Origin of the sequence: Dickeya sp. ws52, from assembly GCF_007210685.1 — a bacterium.
In the GTDB taxonomy this organism is placed as follows: domain Bacteria; phylum Pseudomonadota; class Gammaproteobacteria; order Enterobacterales; family Enterobacteriaceae; genus Dickeya; species Dickeya chrysanthemi.
The window spans coordinates 1-21269 of sequence record NZ_SZVX01000011.1; the positions used below are offsets into that span (position 1 = coordinate 1).

The window sequence follows — 21269 nt, forward strand, 5'->3', positions numbered from 1 at the left end:
AAAAAATGATGAGGCTATTGTCGTCTACCCACTGGATCGTTCAACCGATCATTTGCTTAACCGATCGGTGTTAGCCAATTGGCGGGTTTTTGCTATCACGTGGAAATGTCGTGACAGAATAGCAAGGGCATCATGTCACGCCATTTTCTTATACTTGATGCGATGCGGTTCCAGCGCTTCGGCACCCAGCGTGCGTTTTTTGTATTCTTCGTATTCCGTGAAGTTGCCTTCAAAGAATTCCACTTTACCTTCATCCTGGTAATCGATGATGTGGGTAGCGATACGATCCAGGAACCAGCGGTCATGGGAAATCACCATCGCACAGCCGGGGAATTCCAGCAGGGCGTTTTCCAGCGCGCGCAGGGTTTCGATATCCAAATCGTTGGTCGGTTCGTCGAGCAGCAGCATGTTGCCGCCGACTTGCAGCAGCTTGGCCAGATGTACGCGGCCGCGCTCACCACCGGAGAGTTCCCCGATCCGCTTACCCTGATCGACGCCTTTGAAGTTAAAGCGGCCGACATAGGCGCGGCTTGGGAGCTCGAAATTACCGATACGCATAATGTCCTGACCGCCAGAGATTTCTTCCCATACGGTCTTGCTGTTGTCCATTTTGTCACGGAACTGGTCTACTGACGCCAGTTGAACGGTTTCACCCAGTGAGATAGCACCGGAGTCCGGCTGCTCTTGGGAAGACAACATGCGGAACAGCGTCGATTTACCTGCGCCGTTGGGGCCGATAATCCCGACGATGGCGCCTTTCGGAATCGAGAACGACAGGTTATCGATCAATACCCGATCACCGTAGGATTTAGTGAGGTTCTCTACATCCAGCACCTTGTCGCCAAGACGCGGACCCGGCGGAATAAACAGCTCGCTGGTTTCATTACGTTTCTGATATTCCACGCTGTTGAGCTCGTCAAAGCGGGCCAGACGTGCTTTGCCTTTAGCCTGACGCCCTTTCGGATTCTGGCGTACCCACTCCAGCTCTTTTTCAATCGACTTGCGTCGGGCGGCTTCGGTCGAGGCTTCTTGCGCCAGGCGCTGGTCTTTCTGCTCCAGCCAGGATGAATAGTTACCTTCCCATGGAATCCCTTCGCCACGGTCCAGTTCCAGAATCCAACCGGCGACGTTATCAAGGAAGTAACGGTCATGGGTGATAGCAACGACGGTGCCTTCGTAGTCGTGCAGGAAACGTTCCAGCCAGGCGACGGATTCCGCATCCAGGTGGTTGGTCGGTTCGTCGAGCAGCAGCATGTCGGGTTTTTCCAACAGTAAGCGGCAGATAGCGACACGACGGCGTTCACCACCGGAGAGGTTGGCGATTTTGGCATCCCACGGCGGCAGGCGGAGCGCATCGGCAGCGCGTTCCAATTGGTTATCAAGGTTATGGCCGTCGTGAGCCTGAATAATGGCTTCCAGCTCGCCTTGTTCTTTCGCCAGCTTATCGAAGTCGGCATCCGGATCGGCGTAAGCCGCATAAACTTCGTCCAGACGAGTCAGAGCACGCTTCACTTCGCTGACGGCTTCTTCAATCGCTTCGCGGACGGTATGTTCCAGATTTAACTGGGGTTCCTGGGGGAGATAGCCGATCTTAATCCCCGGCTGCGGACGCGCTTCGCCTTCGATGTCTTTATCAATGCCCGCCATGATGCGCAGCAGGGTGGATTTACCCGCCCCGTTTAAACCCAGTACGCCGATTTTGGCCCCCGGGAAGAAACTAAGGGAGATGTTTTTCAGGATATGGCGCTTCGGCGGGACAACTTTACCGACGCGATGCATGGTGTAAACGTATTGAGCCACGTTGCTCTGAGCCTCTTTCTGTCCAGTTTAGCGTTATGCCATTAAAAGCATGGCGCCTATAGGGGCATGATGCCGGAAGATCATGGATGCTCCGCCGACAAAAGGAAATTATTGTCGACGGAGTTTAGCTGTTTTCGCCTCATGATCCCAGCTATCCGGTTATTGTGTTGCCGACTCTGCGAAGCGGCTTGCGCCTTTATTGGCACAATCGCGACGAGTATCAACAGAAACGTCGAGCTCTGTTGATAAAAAGAAAAAAACACGGTGAATTTCGCTCTGTTTTAAGGCGCTTTCGGCGTATCGTTGCCGTGCCGGATATGCCACACTGATTTAATTGAAAAAAGCCTGAAGTAGTCGGTGTACGGCGGTCGTAGTGACCGGATGGATGGTTGAGAGCATTGATGACGGCATCAGATTTGGCAGCAAAACAGAAACGATAACGAGTGAGGTCTGGGCAGTATGTTCAAAATAGGGTATTGGCGATATGTGGCCGCCGTGCTGTGTCTCGTTGGAGCCTCCTGCCAGGTGTTGGCAGATTCGCTGGATGAGCAGCGGCAACGTTACCAGCAAATCAAGTCCGCCTGGGATAACAATCAGATGGACGTGGTTTCGCAATTGATGCCGACACTCCGTGATTACCCGCTTTATCCTTATCTGGAATACCGTGCGTTGACGCAGGATCTGTCGACGCTCAGCGCCGCTCAGGTCAGGCAGTTTATCGCCGCACACCCGACGCTGCCTGCTGTGCGTACGCTCAATAACAGCTTTATCAATGAGCTGGCCCGCCGTCAGGATTGGAATGGCTTGCTGGCCTTCAGTCCGAACCAGCCAAAACCGGTCGCTTCACTCTGTAATTACTTGTACGCCAAAGTTATGGTCGGGCAGTCGCAAGGCGTCTGGGAGCAGACGCGTGACATCTGGCTGACCGGTCGCTCTTTGCCGCCTACCTGCGACAAGCTGTTTTCCAATTGGCAGCAACAAGGTGGGCAGACATCAATCATGGTGCTTGAGCGGATGAGGCTGGCGATGGATGCCGGCAGTGCAGGTCTGGTCAATCATCTCGCCAGACAACTGCCGGCAGAGTACAGAACCATCACCGATGCGTTGCTGAAATTACAAAACAACCCTAAAACCATTGAGCGATTTGCCCGGTCGGTCGGCCCGACGGATTTCACCCGCAGGGCGGTATTGTCGGCGTTTGGCCGTATTGCGCGTCAGGACCCGGATGAGGCTCGTGCGCTGTTGCCGCAGTTGGTTCGTCTGCAGAAAATGCGCCCGCAGGAGCGCCAGAGTATGGAGGAGGATGTCGTCTGGCGCATGATGGGGAGCGATGTCACCGATGAGCAGGCCCGCTGGCGCGATGCGGTGATTTTGCGTAGTACTTCCGCCCCACTGCTGGAGCGGCGTGTTCGTATGGCGTTGGGGCAGGGAGATAAAGCCGGCCTGGCGCAATGGATAGCCCGACTGCCGGCCGATGTGCAACAAAAGGATGAGTGGCGCTACTGGCGAGCCAGCTTGTTGCTCGATCAGGGGCAACAGCAAGAAGGTGAAAACCAATTGCGCGAGCTGATGAAAATCCGTGGTTTTTATCCGATGGCGGCGGCGCAGAAGCTGAATGTCAATTATCCATTGACGGTTGTTATTGCCGCTAAACCAGAGCGAACGATTGGGCAGTTACCTGAGGTGGCGCGGGTACGCGAACTGATGTTCTGGGGCTTGGAAAGTTTGGCTCGCTCTGAATGGTCTGGCTTGGTCGCCAGCCGGGAACGGCCGCAACAGGAAGCACTGGCGCGTTTTGCCTTTGAACAGCGTTGGTATGATTTGAGTGTGCAGGCCACCATTGTGGCGAAGCTGTGGGATAATCTCGAAGAGCGTTTCCCGCTGGCATGGAATGACGATTTCCGCCAGGCAACGCAAGGTAAAGGAATCAGCCAAAGTTATGCGATGGCGATTGCGCGTCAGGAAAGTGCCTGGAATCCACAGGCGCGTTCTACTGTGGGCGCGTCTGGGTTGATGCAACTCATGCCGGCTACCGCCCAGCATACCGCCGAGATGTTCAACATCGCCAGTTATACCAACAGCAGCCAACTGCTGGACCCGCAGATGAATATCCAGATTGGCACCAGTTATCTGGACTATGTTTATAATGCATTTGGTCAAAACCGTATTCTGGCGTCGGCCGCTTATAACGCAGGGCCGTCACGAGTGAGCAGTTGGCTGAAAGACAGCAACGGCCAGATTGATGCCATCGCGTTTGTGGAAAGTATTCCGTTTTCCGAGACGCGCGGATATGTTAAGAACGTGCTGGCGTATGATGTTTTTTACCGTAGTTTGATGCAGCAGCGTCAGACAGCCCTGTTGATGGATAACGAGTGGCGGCGGCGCTACTAAGCGGTTATTGAGCGACAGCAGTGACGAGAAACGTTTTAATGGCGATGAGCGTCGTCATACAGAGCGTGATTCTCTGAACCTCCGCCTTGCCGAGGCGGAGGTTATCCTGTTTTCTATGCTTTTTTTCTTCATGAAGAGTATGTTATGCTGATTGTACTAGTTTAATAGTATGGTGACTTTATGACATTACCTTCATCGCACGACCCCGGTTTTTCCGAACAAGATGATGTGCACTGGCAAGCTTTTGTCAGCCTGTTGCAGCAGGCGATAGCAGAAGGGTTGGAGCAGCCACTGCTGCTGTTGTTGTTAACACCGGATGAGCGAGCCTCTTTGGGAACGCGAGTACGCATTATTCAGGAGCTGATGCGAGGTGAAATGAGCCAGCGTGAATTGAAAAATGAGCTGGGCGCGGGTATCGCCACCATCACCCGAGGCTCCAACAGCCTCAAATCTGCTCCAGCCAGACTAAAAATATGGCTGGAGGAGCAACTGTTGCCGGAGAATAAGGCGTAGCGTTTGGGGCGCTATCACACGGATGCCGTGTGAATGGGGTGTTGATAAACCGGGTTATGAAAAGGCACCAAAGCCAGTAACAGCGCCTGATAATACACGCTGGTTCTGGAGAGTTTGCCATCTGTGAATACCCCGATCGCCCCTCCCTGACGCTTGATATCCTGAATGCCGGTAATGCGTGCCATTTCATCACCTAATTCACGGCCTTCGCCAATACCCCGCAAAATACTTTCAGGTAATACCAAACTGGCTGAGCGTGATTCACCGCGAATAGTGGCGTTTTCAATCACCATCCAGGCGAACGTCATACTTTCCTCGATACCGGCTTCCACCCCAACCCAGAAGTCGGCTTCCGGGCGAACCTGGCGAGCTCTCATCACGCGATTTCTTGCACCTGTTCGGGTTTCAACCGATCCGAGTGGTTGACTGGGGACGCCACTGTCTACATCAACCCCTTCTATACGGCAATTATCTGCACCAAATACGTCGGCAAATGCTAAAGTGATAGCACTAATCTTGGCCGGGTTGGTCGTAGATGCGACAACATGGTACATAGTGTTTCCCTACCTTGTAGTTAGTTTGACGCAGTATAACGGAAAAAGATCATGTTACAGGTATATCTTGTTCGCCACGGTGAAACTGAGTGGAATGCGGCGCGACGCATTCAGGGGCAATCGGACAGTCCGTTAACCCTTGGTGGTGAACATCAGGCTCGGTTGGTGGCGGACCGGGTTAAAAAATTGGGCATTACCCATATTTTTACCAGCGATCTCGGACGTACCAGACATACAGCCGAGATTATCTCGCAGGCATGCGTCGGTTGTTCGGTCATTCTGGAACCCGGTCTGAGAGAGCTTAACATGGGGGTGCTGGAGGAACGGCTGATTGATTCGCTGAGCCCGGAAGAGGAACGCTGGCGTAAGCAATTGGTGGACGGTACGCAAGATGGCCGTATTCCAGGTGGAGAGTCGATGTCGGAGCTGGCCCGTCGTATGCATCTTGTGCTGGAAAGATGTCTTGCTTTGCCGGAAGGTAGTCGGCCACTGTTAGTGAGCCATGGTATTGCGCTGGGCTGTCTGTTAAGTACGTTGCTGGGATTGCCTGCCTGGGCGGAGCGTCGTCTGCGGCTACGCAACTGTTCGCTGTCTCGCGTTGATTATCAACAAAGCCCTTGGCTGGCGCCGGGATGGATAGTGGAAACGGCCGGAGATGTCTCGCACCTTGACGCTCCGGCGTTGGATGAACTGCAACGTTAACGCTGGATGGGAATCAGATATTCACAGCGTATGATTTTAGGGGGCTCGGCGTCGGCGTCCCCTTTGGGATGAAAACGTTCGGCATCGAACCCTTTGCGCCGGGTCAGTTTATAGGTCGGCAGGCAGGTGTCGTACAGCGTGATGATGAAATCCTGCAAATCGTCTGCCGGGCCTTCGTAGATAAACAACGCGTAATCGCCGCCAGGAAATGTTACCGGTTCGCCGGGGTGTACGCCTTCCGGTACATGATGAGGTTCCAGCGCGGTGGTATACAGCACTTCGTGTTCATCATCCTTCTCCGTACTTGGGCGAGAATGATGCAACCCGTACAGTACTGGTGGCACCTGTTTCACTTCTCCCAAATACTGGCGCCAGAAATGAATGCGTATTTCAGTGCGAAAACAGGTAATTTCCTCCAGATTACAGGTATAGCTCTGCGTCAGGCCAACTAACTGCGTCTCTGGCATGGTGATGAATTGCGGTTGCGGCATGGTAAACGTCCCCAACCGAATCGGTGGGTGGATACCAAAGGTATTCCAGTCATCCGCGCGGCGGTAGGAGGCTGGTGTCTGTGCAAATTGCTTTTTGAACGCCCGGGTAAACGTCTGTTGCGAGTCAAAACGGTACTGTAAGGCGATATCAAGAATAGGGCGGCTGGTTAGACACAGCGCAACAGCCGCTTTGGTGAGCCGACGGGCACGAATATAGGAGCCGATGGCATGACCCGTTACGTCCTTGAACATTCTCTGCAAATGCCATTTGGAATAGCCGGCCTTGGCTGCAACATTATCCAGCGATAAAGGCTGGTCCAGATGACCCTCCAGCCAGTTGAGCAGGTCACGTATGATACTGGCTTGATCCATAGATCGTCCTCATAGAACACACCGAGAGCTAAGCGTATAAGCCCGGCATGATAGCAACTTTTTTCCTGTGGCACTTACCAAGTTTTTGTGCCTTATGCATAAAGAATTTGATTAACATAGGCCGCTAAAGAACTCTATCCGACAAACGGTCTTTGGACCACAGAAACTACACCATGGGCAACAAAGTGAGGGAAAGGCAATGATGAAAAAGCGAGTTGTGTTGACGTTTGCGGCCTTGCTCTGCGGCGTGACGTCAGCCTGGGCCGAGGAGATAGGCTCAGTGGATACGGTTTTCAAATTGTTAGGGCCGGACCATAAAATTATCGTAGAAGCGTTTGACGATCCCGATGTGGCGAACGTGACCTGCTATCTGAGCAGGGCGAAAACGGGGGGAATCAAAGGGGGGCTTGGTCTGGCGGAGGATACCTCGGACGCTGCGATTTCCTGTCAACAGGTGGGGCCCATTACCCTGAGCGATAAGATCACCGGCAGTAAGGGAAAAGGCAACGTGGTGTTTCAGCAGCGTACCTCGCTGATTTTCAAAAAATTGCAGGTAGTACGTTTTTACGATGCTAAACGCAACGCGTTGGTTTATCTGACTTATTCCGATCGCTTGGTCGAGGGCTCGCCAAAAAATGCGCTCAGCGCGGTGCCGATTCTGCCTTGGAGCAAGTAACAAGCGCTCTTAACGTGCATAAAAAAGCCGGGAGGGTATCCCGGCTATTGCATGTGCTGTAAGGTGCGGGTAATCAGTCTTCCAGATCGCCGCAGAAGCGATAACCTTCACCATGAATGGTGGCGATGATTTCCGGCGTATCGGCGGTAGACTCGAAATGTTTACGGATACGACGGATGGTCACGTCTACCGTACGATCGTGCGGTTTCAGCTCACGGCCGGTCATTTTCTTCAGCAGCTCGGCACGCGACTGAATTTTCCCCGGATTTTCGCAGAAATGCAGCATGGCGCGGAACTCGCTACGCGGCAGCTTGTACTGTTCGCCGTTCGGGCTGACCAGCGAGCGGCTGTTGATATCCAGTTCCCAGCCGTTGAAACGGTAGCTTTCTACCAGACGGCGCTCTTCCGTGCCACCGCCCAGATTCATGGTGCGAGACAGCAAATTGCGCGCGCGGATGGTCAGTTCACGCGGGTTGAACGGTTTGGTGATATAGTCATCTGCGCCGATTTCCAGGCCCAGAATCTTGTCGACTTCGTTATCGCGCCCGGTCAGGAACATCAGTGCGACGCTTGCCTGCTCGCGCAGTTCACGTGCCAGCAATAAGCCATTCTTGCCCGGCAAGTTGATATCCATAATGACCAGATTGATATCATGCTCGGATAAGATGTTATGCATCTCGGCACCGTCGGTGGCCTCGTGAACAACATATCCCTCAGCCTCAAAAATGCTTTTGAGAGTGTTACGAGTTACCAACTCGTCTTCGACAATAAGAATGTGGGGGGTCTGCATGTTTGCTACCTAAAATTGCCAACTAATATAGAGATTCGAAAGTACAGAAGTCCTGGTTCTCTCGGGCGCTTTGGGAAATCGTGTTCACCGTTTTTTCGCCGACTGACTCAAGTACGTAAATACGTTTTGATGCACTTGTTTCCACCTGACGCGCGGCCTGATAACAGGTGGCGATGAGGCTTTTCAACAGAGCCTATTGTGGCGCACAGTTTAACCTTATTAACAGCAACATAACAGTGAGCACTGATTTCGCCGACTGGCAAATCTACGGTTCCATTGACATATATCAAACTTCATTGTAGCACGTTAGTAATTTGTGGAAAACGCGCTGCGAATGCCGCTATCTATCACAATTTAACATTTTTATATTCACCACGGCATAATAAATGCTGATAGCTGAAGCGTTTCCATTTTCGCCGTGTCATTCGACGGCAGTCGTGTGCCAGGACGGCGTTTCAGGTCATCGGCCGGAGGCGTCAAATCCCGGTATGGACTTATGTTCCAGCGTAAATCATCGCTACATTTTGAATCGTCAGCGCACCTGCCAGGTGCCGGCTGGGAGGTTGTGTGCAGTTTTATATCATTTTGGTGGCGCCTGCCCGGGCCGAGAACGTGGGAGCGGCGGCACGAGCTATGAAAACCATGGGATTTGGCCGGTTGCGGATTGTGGATAGCACCGCGCATCTTGAACCTGCGGCGCGTTGGGTGGCGCATGGCTCCGGCGATATTCTTGACGGTGCGGAGGTCTTCCCGACGCTGACCGACGCTCTGGCGGATGTTGAGTTCACCGTGGCGACTACCGCCCGTAGCCGGGCGCGTTTTCATTACTATTGTTCGCCGGCGCAACTGTTGGGGGTGCTGGAGGAAAAACGGCAATGGGTGAAGTCTGCTGCGCTAGTGTTTGGTCGTGAAGACTCCGGGCTGACCAACGAGGAGTTGGCGCTGGCGGACATTCTGACCGGCGTGCCGATGGCGGCGGATTATCCTTCATTGAATCTGGGTCAGGCGGTAATGGTGTATTGCTATCAACTGGCCTCGTTGATGCAGGTTGCAGCGGCCGAGCCGACACCGGCTGAGTCTGGGCAATTGTCTGCATTGCGCGATCGGTTTGCGCGTTTGCTGGTTCGGGTCGGTGCGCAGCAGGATGAAAAACTGCGCGACTGGTTACAACAGCGTCTTGGTTTGCTGGAGCAACGGGATAACGCCATGCTGCATACGCTATTGCATGACGTGGAAAAAACGTTGTCGGCAGAAGATAAGGAAGAATGAAGCTAATGCGGCGAAACATTTTGGTGTGCTGATTTTTCTGAATTATTGTCCGGTTTTTTGTTTTTTATGTAGAGATTTTGTCCGGCAAGATTGGTGCGGCGCGAGCAGCGAAATGAAGAAATCCGTTGACTTAGCAAGGCGATTGCCCTAACTAATAGGGCAGATAATTTTTCGGTTTACGAGAACGTTACGCAATGCATTACATCAGCCTGGTTACCACCACCATTATTATTACCACCGGTACTATCAGTAACGGTGCGGGCTGACGCGTAATAGATGAATCCAGAAAAAGCCCGCACTTCACAGTGCGGGCTTTTTTTTTAACAGTTACTGCGGGTTTAATTTTGGCCCGTCAACGATACAAGGCCGTTTGCAAACGGTTTTCAAAAACGCTACCGGCGTTTTTGGTCACTGAAAATTCAGGAGAATAGACAAAAATGCGAGTGCTGAAATTTGGCGGGACCTCGGTAGCCAACGCAGAACGATTTGCGCGTGTCGCCGATATCATCGAAAGCAATGCACGTCAGGGACAGGTCGCTACGGTACTGTCGGCACCGGCGAAAATCACCAACCACCTGGTAGCCATGATTGAAAAAACTGTGGCTAAACAGGATATCCAGCCAAATATCATCGAAGCGGAAGTCATTTTTGCCGATTTATTGCAGGGGTTGGCGCAATCTCAGCCCGGTTTTGCGTATGACCGGCTGAAAGCGCGAGTGGATGAAGAATTTGCCCAGCTCAAACAGGTACTGCATGGCATTGCCTTGCTGGGGCAGTGCCCGGATAGCGTTAATGCCGCTATTATTTGCCGCGGCGAAAAACTCTCCATCGCCATTATGGAGGCGGTATTTCAGGCGCGTGGCTATCAGGTGTCGGTCATCGACCCGGTGCGCCGCTTATTGGCGCAGGGGCATTACCTGGAGTCTACGGTAGATATCGCCGAATCTACTCGTCGGATTAACGAACAAGCGATCCCTGCTGACCATGTCATCCTGATGGCGGGCTTTACCGCCGGTAATGATAAGGGCGAACTGGTGGTGTTGGGGCGTAACGGCTCCGATTATTCAGCGGCGGTGCTGGCGGCGTGTCTGCGGGCCGATTGTTGTGAGATCTGGACTGATGTTGACGGCGTCTACACCTGTGACCCGCGTCAGGTGCCGGATGCGCGATTGCTGAAGTCGATGTCCTATCAGGAGGCGATGGAATTATCCTACTTCGGCGCCAAAGTTCTCCACCCCCGCACTATCGCCCCCATCGCTCAGTTCCAGATTCCCTGCCTTATCAAGAATACCGAAAACCCTCAGGCCCCCGGCACGCTGATTGGGCTGGAAAGCAACGATACGCAATATCCGGTCAAAGGTATCACCAACCTCAATAACATGGCGATGATCAACGTCTCCGGCCCTGGTATGAAAGGCATGGTCGGGATGGCGGCGCGCGTATTCGCCGCGATGTCCCGCGCCGGTATCTCGGTGGTGCTCATTACCCAGTCTTCTTCTGAATACAGCATCAGCTTCTGCGTATCCCAGAATGAGTTGCCGCGTGCGCGCAAAACGCTGGAAGACGAATTCTACCTGGAACTGAAAGAAGGCGTGCTGGAGCCGCTCGATGTGGTGCAGCGGCTGGCGATCATTTCGGTGGTGGGTGATGGTATGCGCACGCTGCGTGGCCTGTCGGCGCGTCTGTTTACCGCGCTGGCCAGCGCCAATATCAACATTGTCGCCATCGCGCAGGGCTCATCCGAGCGCTCGATTTCGGTGGTGGTGAATAACGATGTCGCGACCACCGGCGTGCGGGTAGCGCACCAGATGTTGTTCAACACCAATCAGGCGCTGGACGTGTTCGTGATTGGCGTCGGCGGCGTCGGCGGCGCGCTGTTGGAGCAGATCCAACGTCAGCAGTCGTGGCTCAAGCAAAAACATATCGATGTGCGGGTATGCGGCATCGCCAACTCCAAAGCGATGTTGACCAACATGCACGGCATTCCTATGGATCGCTGGCGTGACGAGTTGGCGCGTGCGCGTGAACCGTTCAGCCCGGCCGCGCTGAGCCGTCTGGTAAAAGAGTATCACTTGCTGAACCCGGTGATCATTGACTGTACCTCCAGTCAGGCGGTTGCCGACCAATACGTCGATTTCCTGGCGGAAGGTTTCCACGTCGTCACGCCCAACAAAAAAGCCAACACCGGCACGCTGCGTTATTACCACCAGTTGCGCCAGGTGGCGGCGAAGTCACGCCGTAAATTCCTGTATGACACCAACGTTGGCGCAGGCTTGCCGGTGATCGAAAACTTACAGAACCTGCTGAACGCCGGTGACGAGTTGATTCGTTTCAACGGTATTTTGTCGGGTTCGCTGTCCTTTATCTTCGGCAAACTGGATGAGGGCATGTCGCTGTCCGCCGCAACGCTGCTGGCAAAAGAAAAAGGCTTTACCGAGCCGGACCCGCGTGACGATCTGTCCGGTATGGATGTGGCGCGTAAGTTGCTGATTCTGGCGCGTGAAGCGGGTTATGAGTTGGAGCTGGACGACATTCAGGTCGATTCTGTGCTGCCGCCGGAGTATGCGCAAGGCGATGTCGCCGGTTTCCTGTCGCGCCTGCCGGAGTTGGACGCCGAGTTTGCCCGTCGGGTTGAGGCGGCGCGCGCAGAAGGTAAAGTGTTACGCTACGTCGGTAAAATCGAAGACGGCAAATGTCAGGTAACGATCAGCGCCGTAGGCAGTAACGATCCGCTGTTTAAGGTGAAAGACGGTGAGAATGCGCTGGCGTTTTATAGCCGCTACTATCAGCCGTTGCCGCTGGTGTTGCGGGGGTACGGGGCAGGTAATGATGTGACGGCGGCCGGGGTATTTGCAGATCTGCTGCGTACGCTGTCGTGGAAGGTGGGAGTGTGAGAATGGTGAAGATTTATGCCCCGGCATCCATCGGGAATGTCAGCGTGGGGTTTGATGTGCTGGGTGCGGCGGTATCGCCGGTGGACGGCTCGCTGCTGGGCGATTGCGTCACCGTGCGGCAAGCGGATCTGTTCAGCCTGCACAATGAAGGGCGTTTTGTCAGCAAGCTGCCGGATAATCCGAAAGAAAACATCGTTTATCAATGCTGGGAACGCTTTTGTCAGGAGATTGGCAAGACTGTGCCGGTCGCGATGACGCTGGAAAAAAATATGCCGATTGGCTCTGGGCTAGGTTCCAGCGCCTGCTCGGTGGTTGCCGGGCTGATGGCGATGAACGAATTCTGCGGCAAGCCGCTGGATGATACCCGGTTGCTGACGCTAATGGGTGAACTGGAAGGGCGCATTTCCGGCAGTGTGCATTATGACAACGTGGCGCCGTGCTTTCTGGGCGGAATTCAACTGATGGTGGAAGAGATGGGCATCATCAGTCAGCCGGTGCCGGGATTCGACGACTGGTTGTGGGTGATGGCCTATCCGGGCATCAAGGTATCCACGGCTGAAGCGCGGGCGATTCTGCCGGCACAGTATCGTCGGCAGGACTGCATCAGCCACGGCCGTTATCTGGCGGGCTTCATCCATGCCTGCCATACCGGCCAGGCGGAACTGGCGGTGAAACTGATGAAAGACGTGATCGCCGAGCCGTATCGCACACGTCTGTTGCCCGGTTTTGCCGAGGCGCGTCAGGCCGCCGATGAATTAGGCGCGCTGGCCTGCGGCATTTCCGGTTCCGGGCCGACGTTGTTTTCCGTGTGCAATGACATGGGCGTTGCGCAGCGTCTGGCAAGCTGGCTGCGGGAAAACTATCTGCAGAACGACGAAGGTTTTGTTCATATTTGCCGTCTGGATACCGCAGGCGCGCGACAATTGGGATAACGCATGAAACTGTACAATCTGAAAGATCACAATGAACAGGTGAATTTCGCCGAAGCGATCCGCAAAGGGCTGGGAAGCAATCAGGGCCTGTTTTTCCCGTTGGAACTGCCGGAATTCGACCGCACCACGATTGATGAGCTGCTGGAGCAGGATTTTGTCACTCGCAGTAGCCGTATTCTGTCGGCGTTCATTGGTGATGAAATGTCCGAGGAAACCGTCTACCAGCGCGTTAAAGCGGCGTTCCGTTTCCCTGCGCCGGTGGTGCCGGTGAGTGAGGACATCGCCGCGCTGGAGCTGTTCCACGGCCCGACGCTGGCATTCAAGGATTTCGGCGGCCGCCTGATGGCGCAGATGCTGGCGGAAGTGGCGGGCGATCAACAGATCACGATTCTGACCGCGACCTCGGGCGATACCGGTGCCGCCGTCGCGCACGCGTTTTACGGCCTGAAGAATGTACGGGTGGTGATCCTGTATCCGAACGGCAAGATCAGTCCGTTGCAGGAAAAACTGTTCTGTACGCTGGGCGGCAACATTCACACCATCGCTATCGACAGCGATTTCGACGCCTGCCAGGCGCTGGTGAAGCAGGCGTTCGATGATGAAGAACTGAAACGCACCATTGGGCTGAATTCCGCCAACTCTATCAACATCAGTCGTCTGCTGGCGCAGATCAGCTACTATTTCGAAGCGGTGGCGCAGTTACCGCAGGACGCGCGTAATCAACTGGTGGTATCGGTGCCGAGCGGTAACTTCGGCGATCTGACCGCCGGCCTGCTGGCGAAATCGCTGGGCTTGCCGGTGAAACGCTTTATCGCCGCCACCAACGCCAATGATACCGTACCGCGCTTTCTGCGAAGCGGCGCCTGGCAGCCGAACCCAACGGTGGCGACGCTCTCCAACGCTATGGATGTGAGCCAGCCGAACAACTGGCCACGCGTGGAAGAGCTGTTCCGCCGTAAGAACTGGCAACTGAAAGAGCTGGCGTTCGGTGCGGTGAGCGATGAAACCACCAAAACCACCATGCTGGAACTGGATGCGCTGGGCTATACCTCTGAGCCACATGCGGCGATCGCTTACCGTTTGTTGCGCGATCAGTTGCAGCCGGGTGAATACGGCCTGTTCCTGGGAACCGCCCATCCGGCGAAATTCAAAGAGAGCGTGGAAGCGATTCTCGGTAAAACATTGCCGTTACCGCCGGCGCTGGCCGAGCGTGCCGAACAGGCGTTGCTGTCGCACTACTTCGCGCCGGATTTTGCGCAGTTGCGTAAATTCCTGATGGAACTGCCGCGCTAACGCTGCAAGGTTGCTCAGTCGGAAATGTAATACGGCCGGAAAACGGGAAACCGCGTTCCGGCCGTATTCGTTTATGGCGCTGCGCGCCGGTGTTATTCGGCGTTGCGCTCGTGTCGCCTGAAGATCAGTTCGTCCGCCGAGGAAGCGGCGGCATCAAAGTAATAACCTTCGCTGTCGAATTCTTTGAGTTGTTCCGGTTGCGTCAGACGATTTTGAATGATGAAACGGCTCATCAGGCCGCGTGCTTTCTTGGCGTAAAAACTGATTACCTTAAACTTGCCGTTCTTTTCATCCAGAAAGACCGGTTTTATCAGCCGAGCCTGAAGTCTGGCCGGTTTGACGGATTTAAAGTATTCGTCTGAGGCCAGATTGATCAGCACATCGTCGTTCTGTGCGGCTAACGCCTGATTGAGCGTTTCGGTAATGGTATCGCCCCAAAACTGATACAGGTCGTTGCCCACGTCGTTTTTCAGGCGGATACCCATTTCCAGCCGGTAAGGCCGCATCAGGTCTAGCGGCCGCAGCACGCCGTACAAGCCGGACAGAATACGTAAGTGTTGCTGGGCAAAATCGAAATCCGCTTCGCCGAACTCTTCCGCCGCCAGCCCGGTGTAGACATCGCCTTTGAATGCCAGCAGCGCCTGACGCGCGTTATCCAGCGAAAATTCCGGATCCCATTCCTGAAAACGAGCGGCATTCAGGTCTGCCAGTTTGTCGCTGATCCCCATCAGCGAGGCGATCTCCGCCGGCGTCAGTTGTTTGCAGTGCTGTATTAATCGCAGGGAATACGCCAGCAGAGCGGGCTGCGTGTAGCGTTGAGTAGGCAGCGGACTGGTGCAATCCAGCGTTTTGGCAGGTGAAAGCGTGATAAGCATAGACGTATCCCGTTGGTGTCTTGAATGGCCTTACTGTAGCAAAAGTCGGTAAAAAAGGGGCGATGGCTGTGACAGGCGCCATAAATCAGCGTTGTTTGAGGCATCGTGCGATTTTTGGTTAAAAACAGGAAATAATAAAAATGAATAGCATTTATTTTATTGATTTTTAATCTTAATTTTTTATTTATTCACCTTTTCGGTTTTTTGCTGGTCCGCTTGCGCGGTCTTGGGCGCGTGTTATTATCAGGCTCTGGCGACAGTTCCTGCCACCAGTTCATGCACAAACAATGAGAAAGGCCAACATGACGGATAAACTGACTTCCCTACGCCAATTCACCACCGTAGTGGCGGATACCGGCGATATCGCGGCAATGAAGCTTTACCAGCCGCAGGACGCCACTACCAACCCTTCCCTGATTTTGAATGCCGCGCAGATTCCGGAATACCGTGCGCTGATTGATGACGCGGTGGTCTGGGCCCGCGCGCAGAGCAGCAAACGCGAGCAGCAGCTTGTTGATGCGACTGACAAACTGGCGGTTAATATCGGTCTGGAAATTCTTAAGCTGATTCCGGGCCGTATCTCTACCGAAGTTGACGCCCGTCTTTCCTATGATACCGAAGCTAGTGTCGCCAAGGCGAAACGTCTGATCAAACTGTATAACGACGCCGGTATCAGCAATGACCGTATTCTGATCAAGCTGGCATCCACCTGGCAGGGGATCCGCGCGGCTGAGCAACTGGAAAAAGAAGGCATCAACTGTAACCTGACCCTACTGTTCTCGTTCGCCCAGGCACGTGCTTGCGCAGAAGCCGGCGTATTCCTGATTTCTCCGTTCGTGGGCCGCATCCTGGACTGGTACAAGGCCAATGGCGACAAGAAAGAGTTTGCCCCGCACGAAGATCCGGGCGTTATCTCAGTGACCGAGATTTATGAGTACTATAAAGAACACGGTTATGAAACCGTGGTTATGGGAGCCAGCTTCCGTAACGTCGGTGAAATTCTGGAACTGGCGGGCTGCGACCGTCTGACCATTGCGCCGACCCTGCTCAAAGAACTGGCGGAAAGCCAGGGCGACGTAGTGCGTAAACTGTCTTATCAGGGCGAGGTGAAAGCGCGTCCGGCTAAGTTGACCGAATCCGAGTTTTACTGGCAGCACAACCAGGATCCGATGGCGGTAGACAAACTGGCCGACGGCATCCGTAAGTTTGCCGTAGACCAGGAAAAACTGGAAAAAATGATCGCCGAACTGCTGTAAATTTGACGTCAGACGGCAGAAAACGGTCAGCCAATGCTGGCCGTTTTTGTTTCCGTCATATCCTGCCAGGCCAGCGTGGGCGGCGTGGTGATGGTACAGTTGCGCGTTCGCTTTGCCCGATACAGGTTGACGTCCGCACGGCGGATGATTTCATCCAGCTCTTCATCCGGCAATTCGGCAGCCACCAGCCCGATGCTGACGGAAATTCCCGGCGATATTGATGAAGCGCTTTGCCCGAATTCGTAGATACCTTCTCTGACGCGCTCTGCCACACGTATTGCATTTTCCTGCGTGATGTTGGGCAATACGACGGCGAATTCGTCGCCGCCCAGTCGGCAAATAATGTCGCGATTGCGAAATGAGTGCCGAATGATATCCGCAACGGCTTTTAACGCCTTATCGCCAGCCGCATGTCCCAGCGAGTCGTTCACCTGCTTGAAGTGGTCGATATCAATCAGCATCGCGCAGAGAGGCGAGTTTTCCTGATCCGCGGTTTTCAGCGCCCGTTGAGATAACTGATAAAATGCATCCCGGCGCAGAAAACCGGTGAGATCGTCATAACGCGCGGTGGCAGGGAGTTCAATCAAATATTTTTTCGCCACCAGCGACAACAGGCTGCCCATAACGGCAATCATCAAGCTAATGCAGCCCAGCGTGATGATTTCAGGAGAGGACGTGAGGAGCGTGCCAACGCCGGGAGCGGGGCTTAATGTGGTGATGCGTATACGTGCGCCAATCAGTTTATCGGTTGGCGATAGAATCGGCATGATGGTAATGAGTTGATCTTTTTCCTGCGCATTACCGGATGAAGACAACAGATTCTGACAAACCCGGATGATCGCCATGTCGCTGAGCGGCAGGTTGAGCTCCGACAAGCGGTTGATGCATTCATGGCTGGCGTCACGCGTGTTGAACGCCATAGTACGCACCTGCGATAACATCGCGTTGCCGACTTTGTAGTATTGGTCGCTTTCAGTGACGTCGCTAACGGCATTATAGGATTCATACAGCCGAATAATATTGTCGAAATTGCGCTTTTCTTCCTGCCAGTCTTTTTGATGGGAGTTAAGCAACAACAGGCTAATCAGGGCAACCGAAAACAAACCGAACAGCACGAAAGCGGAAAACGGATTGGCAAACAATCTTACAACGTGACTTTTAATTATATTCATTCACTTTTCCTGCTCTGCCCGGAAACCCGGAATGGCTTGCAGAGTCTGCCCGTGAAGGTGTTGTGCCTGCCGGATAGCATTCGGGTGGCACCCGGAATCAACACACGGTATTCACGTTGTGGTTTCCGTTCACTTTCCCTGTTCAATCTGGCTGCGACAATCATGCAGTCTGGGATAGACTCTTAATTATTGTTATGGTCAGAAATATTAACCAGTAATTTAGGATTAACTCCTTGAATCATTAGATATTGTGTATGGTTGTATCGCGCTGTTTTTGGGGGCCGCGCAGATCTTGAGCATTGTCTCATTAGTAAGCAAATTTTTGAATGGATTTAATGCATCGGATAATTAATCGGGCTGATAGAATAAATTTTTTGATAAACAAGAGGGGCTTATGAACGGTCTACGTGTTGGTTTGGTATCCATTTCTGATCGCGCGTCCAGTGGTGTCTACCAGGATGAGGGGATCCCGGCTCTACAGGCATGGTTGACGGAAGCACTGACGACGCCTTTTGAGGTACAAACACGCCTGGTGCCGGATGAGCAGCCGCTGATTGAACAGACGCTGTGTGAGCTGGTGGATGAATGTGGCTGCCATTTGGTCTTGACCACCGGCGGTACCGGTCCGGCGCGGCGGGATGTGACGCCGGACGCCACTCTGGCGGTAGCTGATCGTGAAATGCCGGGGTTTGGCGAGCAAATGCGGCAGATCAGCCTGCGTTTTGTTCCTACGGCGATTTTGTCGCGTCAGGTCGGGGTTATTCGCAAACAAGCGTTGATTCTCAACCTGCCCGGACAGCCGAAGTCTATCCGTGAAACCCTTTCCGGTCTGAAAGACTCAACGGGGCAGGTTATCGTGCCGGGTATTTTCGCCAGTGTTCCTTACTGCATCCAACTGTTGGAAGGACCTTACATCGAAACCAATCCGGATGTGGTAGCGGCTTTTCGTCCTAAAAGCGCGATACGCGATATAAAAGACTGAAATTATCCCGTTTTGTTTGTAATCATCGTGCGGTGCTGGTGTGTCGAAAATCTTCCGCTATAGTAATTTTTTATTTACACGATAATATGAATTTATTTTCTTATTCGTACTGGTATTGCGCGGTGATTTATGGCTGGTGAACAGCATCGTCGATTGAATCGACACGATTATCAAACCCTTTCTTTGGCGGCGTTGGGCGGCGCGCTGGAGTTTTACGACTTCATCATCTTCGTCTTTTTTGCCGCTGTTATCGGCGATCTCTTTTTTCCAGCCGACATTCCCGAGTGGTTGAGACAGGTACAGACCTTTGGCATCTTTGCCGCCGGTTATCTGGCCCGTCCGTTGGGCGGTATCGTAATGGCGCATTTCGGCGATCGGGTTGGCCGCAAGAAAATGTTTAGCCTGAGTATCTTGCTGATGGCCTTGCCTACGCTGGGGATGGGGATGTTGCCGACGTACGCTTCCATCGGCATCGCCGCGCCATTGCTGTTGTTGTTGATGCGGGTGCTGCAAGGGGCGGCGATTGGGGGGGAAGTGCCGGGAGCCTGGGTATTCGTCGCGGAACATGTTCCCCGTTCACGTATCGGTATCGCCTGCGGCACGCTGACCGCCGGCCTGACGCTCGGCATCCTGTTTGGTTCGATGATTGCTACGTTGCTCAATACCCTGTTGCCGCCTGCGCAAATCTCTGCCGGTGGTTGGCGCATCCCATTCTTTATCGGAGGGATTTTCGGGCTGGTTGCGTTGTATCTGCGTCGCTGGTTACAGGAAACGCCGATTTTTCGCGAGATGCAGGCACGCAAGGCGCTGGCTGCCGAATTGCCGCTGAAGACCATCGTATTTCGTCATAAAAAAGCGGTGCTGGTCAGCATGTTGTTGACCTGGATTCTGTCTGCCGGGATCGTGGTGGTGATCCTGATGGCGCCGGTGTATTTGCAGAAGTTGCACGGCATCCCGGCGGCGTTGACATTACAGGCCAACAGTCTGGCCACGGTGACCTTGATGGTCGGCTGCATTCTTGCCGGGGTGGCGGCGGATCGCCTTGGCGTCGGCCGCACCTTTGTCATCGGTAGCCTATTGTTTGCCGTAACGAGTTGGTTCTTTTATTCCTATGCCGCACAGAGTCATTACTTGCTGTTTATCAGTTATGCGTTGGCGGGATTGGGCGTCGGTGTGGTCGGTGCCGTGCCTTACGTGATGGTGCGGGCGTTTCCGGCAGCGGTGCGTTTCTCCGGTATCTCTTTCTCGTACAACATGGCGTACGCTATTTTTGGCGGCATGACGCCTATTTTCGTCACGTTACTGATGAAATTAACGCCGCTGGCACCTGCGCTCTATGTGCTGGCGTTGTGTTCATTAGGGCTGGTGCTGGGGATTTATCTGCAAAGTCACACCCATCGAGAAGTAGAAGCGAAGGCGGAGATGGCATCCCCTGCAAGCGTATAGGCGCGATGCGGGTGTGATGTAACAAAAAAAGAGAGGCACGAAAAGGCGCCTCTCTTTTTTATGTCATGGCGTTAGCCGTGTTTGTCCGTCAGTGTGCGCCGCGTGCGCCAATCGGCAGTACGGTGCGGCCATACTGTTCGTTCAGCACTTCAGCCATCGCCAGGTAGATGGCGCTGGCGCCGCAGATGATGCCTTCGTAACCGGCGAAGGTCAGCAGCGCGTGGTTACCCGTGATGTTACCGATCGCCAGCAGGGCGAACAGTACGGTCAGGCTGGCGAAAACAAACTGCAGCGCGCGGTTGGCGCCCAGCGTGCCGAAGAACATGAACAGGGTGAAGATGCCCCACAGGGCCAGGAATACCCCCAGGAACTGGGCATCAGCGGCTTCCGCCAGGCCCATTTTCGGCAGCATGATGATGGCGACCAGCGTCAGCCAGAATGCGCCGTAGGAAGTAAAGGCGGTGACGCCGAAGGTATTGCCTTTTTTATATTCCAGCAGGCCGGCCAGGATCTGGGCGATACCGCCGTAGAAAATGCCCATGCTCAGAATAATAGAAGTCAGTGGGAAAAAGCCTGCGTTGTGCAGGTTTAACAAAATGGTGGTCATCCCGAAGCCCATCAGTCCCAATGGGCCCGGATTCGCCAACGTTTTCTCGTGCATACATCCTCAGCAATAACAAAATGGTCAATGTGTTGTTGTGTCTCAAGGGTTGCCCGGCGGACGCGCCTCTGAGATGAACGGCGCGTCGCCGTTACCCGCTGCCAGGCTGGGTAAATCCCTTTTCTGTGGCGAGCGCGGCATCATAACGGGCGGCAATGGGCGATACAACCAGATAGGTTGCGAATAATTTGATCAAAAAC

Annotated in this window: 18 protein-coding genes and 1 other annotated feature; of the genes, 11 read left to right on the forward strand and 7 right to left on the reverse strand. The window is 53.9% G+C overall.

The window, feature by feature from the left end; all coding sequences use genetic code 11:
* Positions 1-135: 135 nt before the first annotated feature.
* A complete protein-coding gene (gene ettA, locus FDP13_RS11960; protein ID WP_033575396.1) occupies positions 136-1800 on the reverse strand; it encodes an energy-dependent translational throttle protein EttA in 1665 nt (554 codons plus the stop codon).
* 459 nt (positions 1801-2259) lie between these two features.
* On the opposite strand from ettA, the gene sltY reads away from it, so the two are divergent.
* Together sltY and trpR are read left to right on the forward strand one after the other, a co-directional pair.
* Positions 2260-4191: a murein transglycosylase gene (gene sltY / locus FDP13_RS11965; protein ID WP_143839527.1), complete on the forward strand. Its 1932-nt coding sequence runs from the start codon at positions 2260-2262 to the stop codon at positions 4189-4191.
* 180 nt (positions 4192-4371) lie between these two features.
* Positions 4372-4704, forward strand: coding sequence for a trp operon repressor (trpR, locus tag FDP13_RS11970; protein WP_012768290.1), 333 nt, complete (start codon positions 4372-4374; stop codon positions 4702-4704).
* Between the two features lie 14 nt (positions 4705-4718).
* Here the strand turns inward: trpR and yjjX are convergent, their stop codons facing one another.
* Positions 4719-5258 (reverse strand): inosine/xanthosine triphosphatase, encoded by a 540-nt coding sequence (yjjX, locus tag FDP13_RS11975; protein WP_012768291.1) that lies wholly within the window; start codon positions 5256-5258, stop codon positions 4719-4721.
* 51 nt (positions 5259-5309) lie between these two features.
* Here yjjX and gpmB point away from each other — a divergent pair, with 51 nt between their 5' ends.
* Positions 5310-5960, forward strand: coding sequence for a 2,3-diphosphoglycerate-dependent phosphoglycerate mutase GpmB (gene gpmB, locus FDP13_RS11980; protein ID WP_033575398.1), 651 nt, complete (start codon positions 5310-5312; stop codon positions 5958-5960).
* Here the strand turns inward: gpmB and robA are convergent.
* Positions 5957-6823 (reverse strand): MDR efflux pump AcrAB transcriptional activator RobA, encoded by an 867-nt coding sequence (gene robA / locus FDP13_RS11985; protein ID WP_012768293.1) that lies wholly within the window; start codon positions 6821-6823, stop codon positions 5957-5959. The genes gpmB and robA overlap by 4 nt on opposite strands.
* A 199-nt stretch (positions 6824-7022) precedes the next feature.
* Here robA and creA point away from each other — a divergent pair, with 199 nt between their 5' ends.
* The gene (creA, locus tag FDP13_RS11990; protein ID WP_012768294.1) at positions 7023-7499 is read left to right on the forward strand and encodes a protein CreA; all 477 of its coding nucleotides are present in this window, start codon (positions 7023-7025) and stop codon (positions 7497-7499) included.
* A 73-nt stretch (positions 7500-7572) separates the two neighbouring features.
* Here creA and arcA read toward each other — a convergent pair whose 3' ends face one another.
* Positions 7573-8289, reverse strand: coding sequence for a two-component system response regulator ArcA (arcA, locus tag FDP13_RS11995; RefSeq protein ID WP_012768295.1), 717 nt, complete (start codon positions 8287-8289; stop codon positions 7573-7575).
* Between the two features lie 567 nt (positions 8290-8856).
* Here arcA and FDP13_RS12000 point away from each other — a divergent pair.
* The 4 genes from FDP13_RS12000 (at position 8857) to thrC (ending at position 14677) form a co-directional block, all read left to right on the forward strand.
* Positions 8857-9558, forward strand: coding sequence for a tRNA/rRNA methyltransferase (locus FDP13_RS12000; protein ID WP_012768296.1), 702 nt, complete (start codon positions 8857-8859; stop codon positions 9556-9558).
* Positions 9559-9759: 201 nt separating this feature from the next.
* Positions 9760-9880, forward strand: a sequence feature (Thr leader region).
* 115 nt (positions 9881-9995) lie between these two features.
* Positions 9996-12452 carry a bifunctional aspartate kinase/homoserine dehydrogenase I gene (gene thrA / locus FDP13_RS12005; protein WP_012768297.1) on the forward strand — a complete coding sequence of 819 codons (2457 nt, stop codon included), beginning with the start codon at positions 9996-9998 and terminating at the stop codon, positions 12450-12452.
* Positions 12453-12454: 2 nt separating this feature from the next.
* Entirely contained in the window at positions 12455-13384 is a 930-nt protein-coding gene (gene thrB / locus FDP13_RS12010) for a homoserine kinase (protein ID WP_012768298.1), read from the forward strand.
* 3 nt (positions 13385-13387) lie between these two features.
* On the forward strand, positions 13388-14677 hold the full coding sequence (gene thrC / locus FDP13_RS12015) for a threonine synthase (protein ID WP_027710838.1): 1290 nt from the start codon (positions 13388-13390) through the stop codon (positions 14675-14677).
* Between the two features lie 92 nt (positions 14678-14769).
* On the opposite strand, the gene yaaA is transcribed toward thrC, so the two are convergent.
* A complete protein-coding gene (yaaA, locus tag FDP13_RS12020) occupies positions 14770-15552 on the reverse strand; it encodes a peroxide stress protein YaaA (RefSeq protein WP_143839528.1) in 783 nt (260 codons plus the stop codon).
* A gap of 302 nt (positions 15553-15854) precedes the next feature.
* Between yaaA and tal the strand changes: the two genes are divergently transcribed.
* Positions 15855-16808: a transaldolase gene (gene tal / locus FDP13_RS12025; protein ID WP_143839529.1), complete on the forward strand. Its 954-nt coding sequence runs from the start codon at positions 15855-15857 to the stop codon at positions 16806-16808.
* A gap of 26 nt (positions 16809-16834) precedes the next feature.
* On the opposite strand, the gene FDP13_RS12030 is transcribed toward tal, so the two are convergent.
* A complete protein-coding gene (locus tag FDP13_RS12030) occupies positions 16835-17980 on the reverse strand; it encodes a GGDEF domain-containing protein (RefSeq protein ID WP_143839530.1) in 1146 nt (381 codons plus the stop codon).
* A gap of 394 nt (positions 17981-18374) precedes the next feature.
* Between FDP13_RS12030 and mog the strand changes: the two genes are divergently transcribed.
* Together mog and FDP13_RS12040 are read left to right on the forward strand one after the other, a co-directional pair.
* Complete coding sequence (mog, locus tag FDP13_RS12035) at positions 18375-18962, forward strand: molybdopterin adenylyltransferase (RefSeq protein WP_012768303.1); 588 nt, start codon at positions 18375-18377, stop codon at positions 18960-18962.
* Between the two features lie 129 nt (positions 18963-19091).
* Positions 19092-20408, forward strand: a complete 1317-nt coding sequence (locus FDP13_RS12040; protein WP_143839531.1) for an MFS transporter — start codon at positions 19092-19094, stop codon at positions 20406-20408.
* A gap of 88 nt (positions 20409-20496) precedes the next feature.
* On the opposite strand, the gene satP is transcribed toward FDP13_RS12040, so the two are convergent.
* Entirely contained in the window at positions 20497-21069 is a 573-nt protein-coding gene (gene satP / locus FDP13_RS12045; RefSeq protein WP_012886224.1) for an acetate uptake transporter, read from the reverse strand.
* Positions 21070-21269 lie beyond the last annotated feature (200 nt).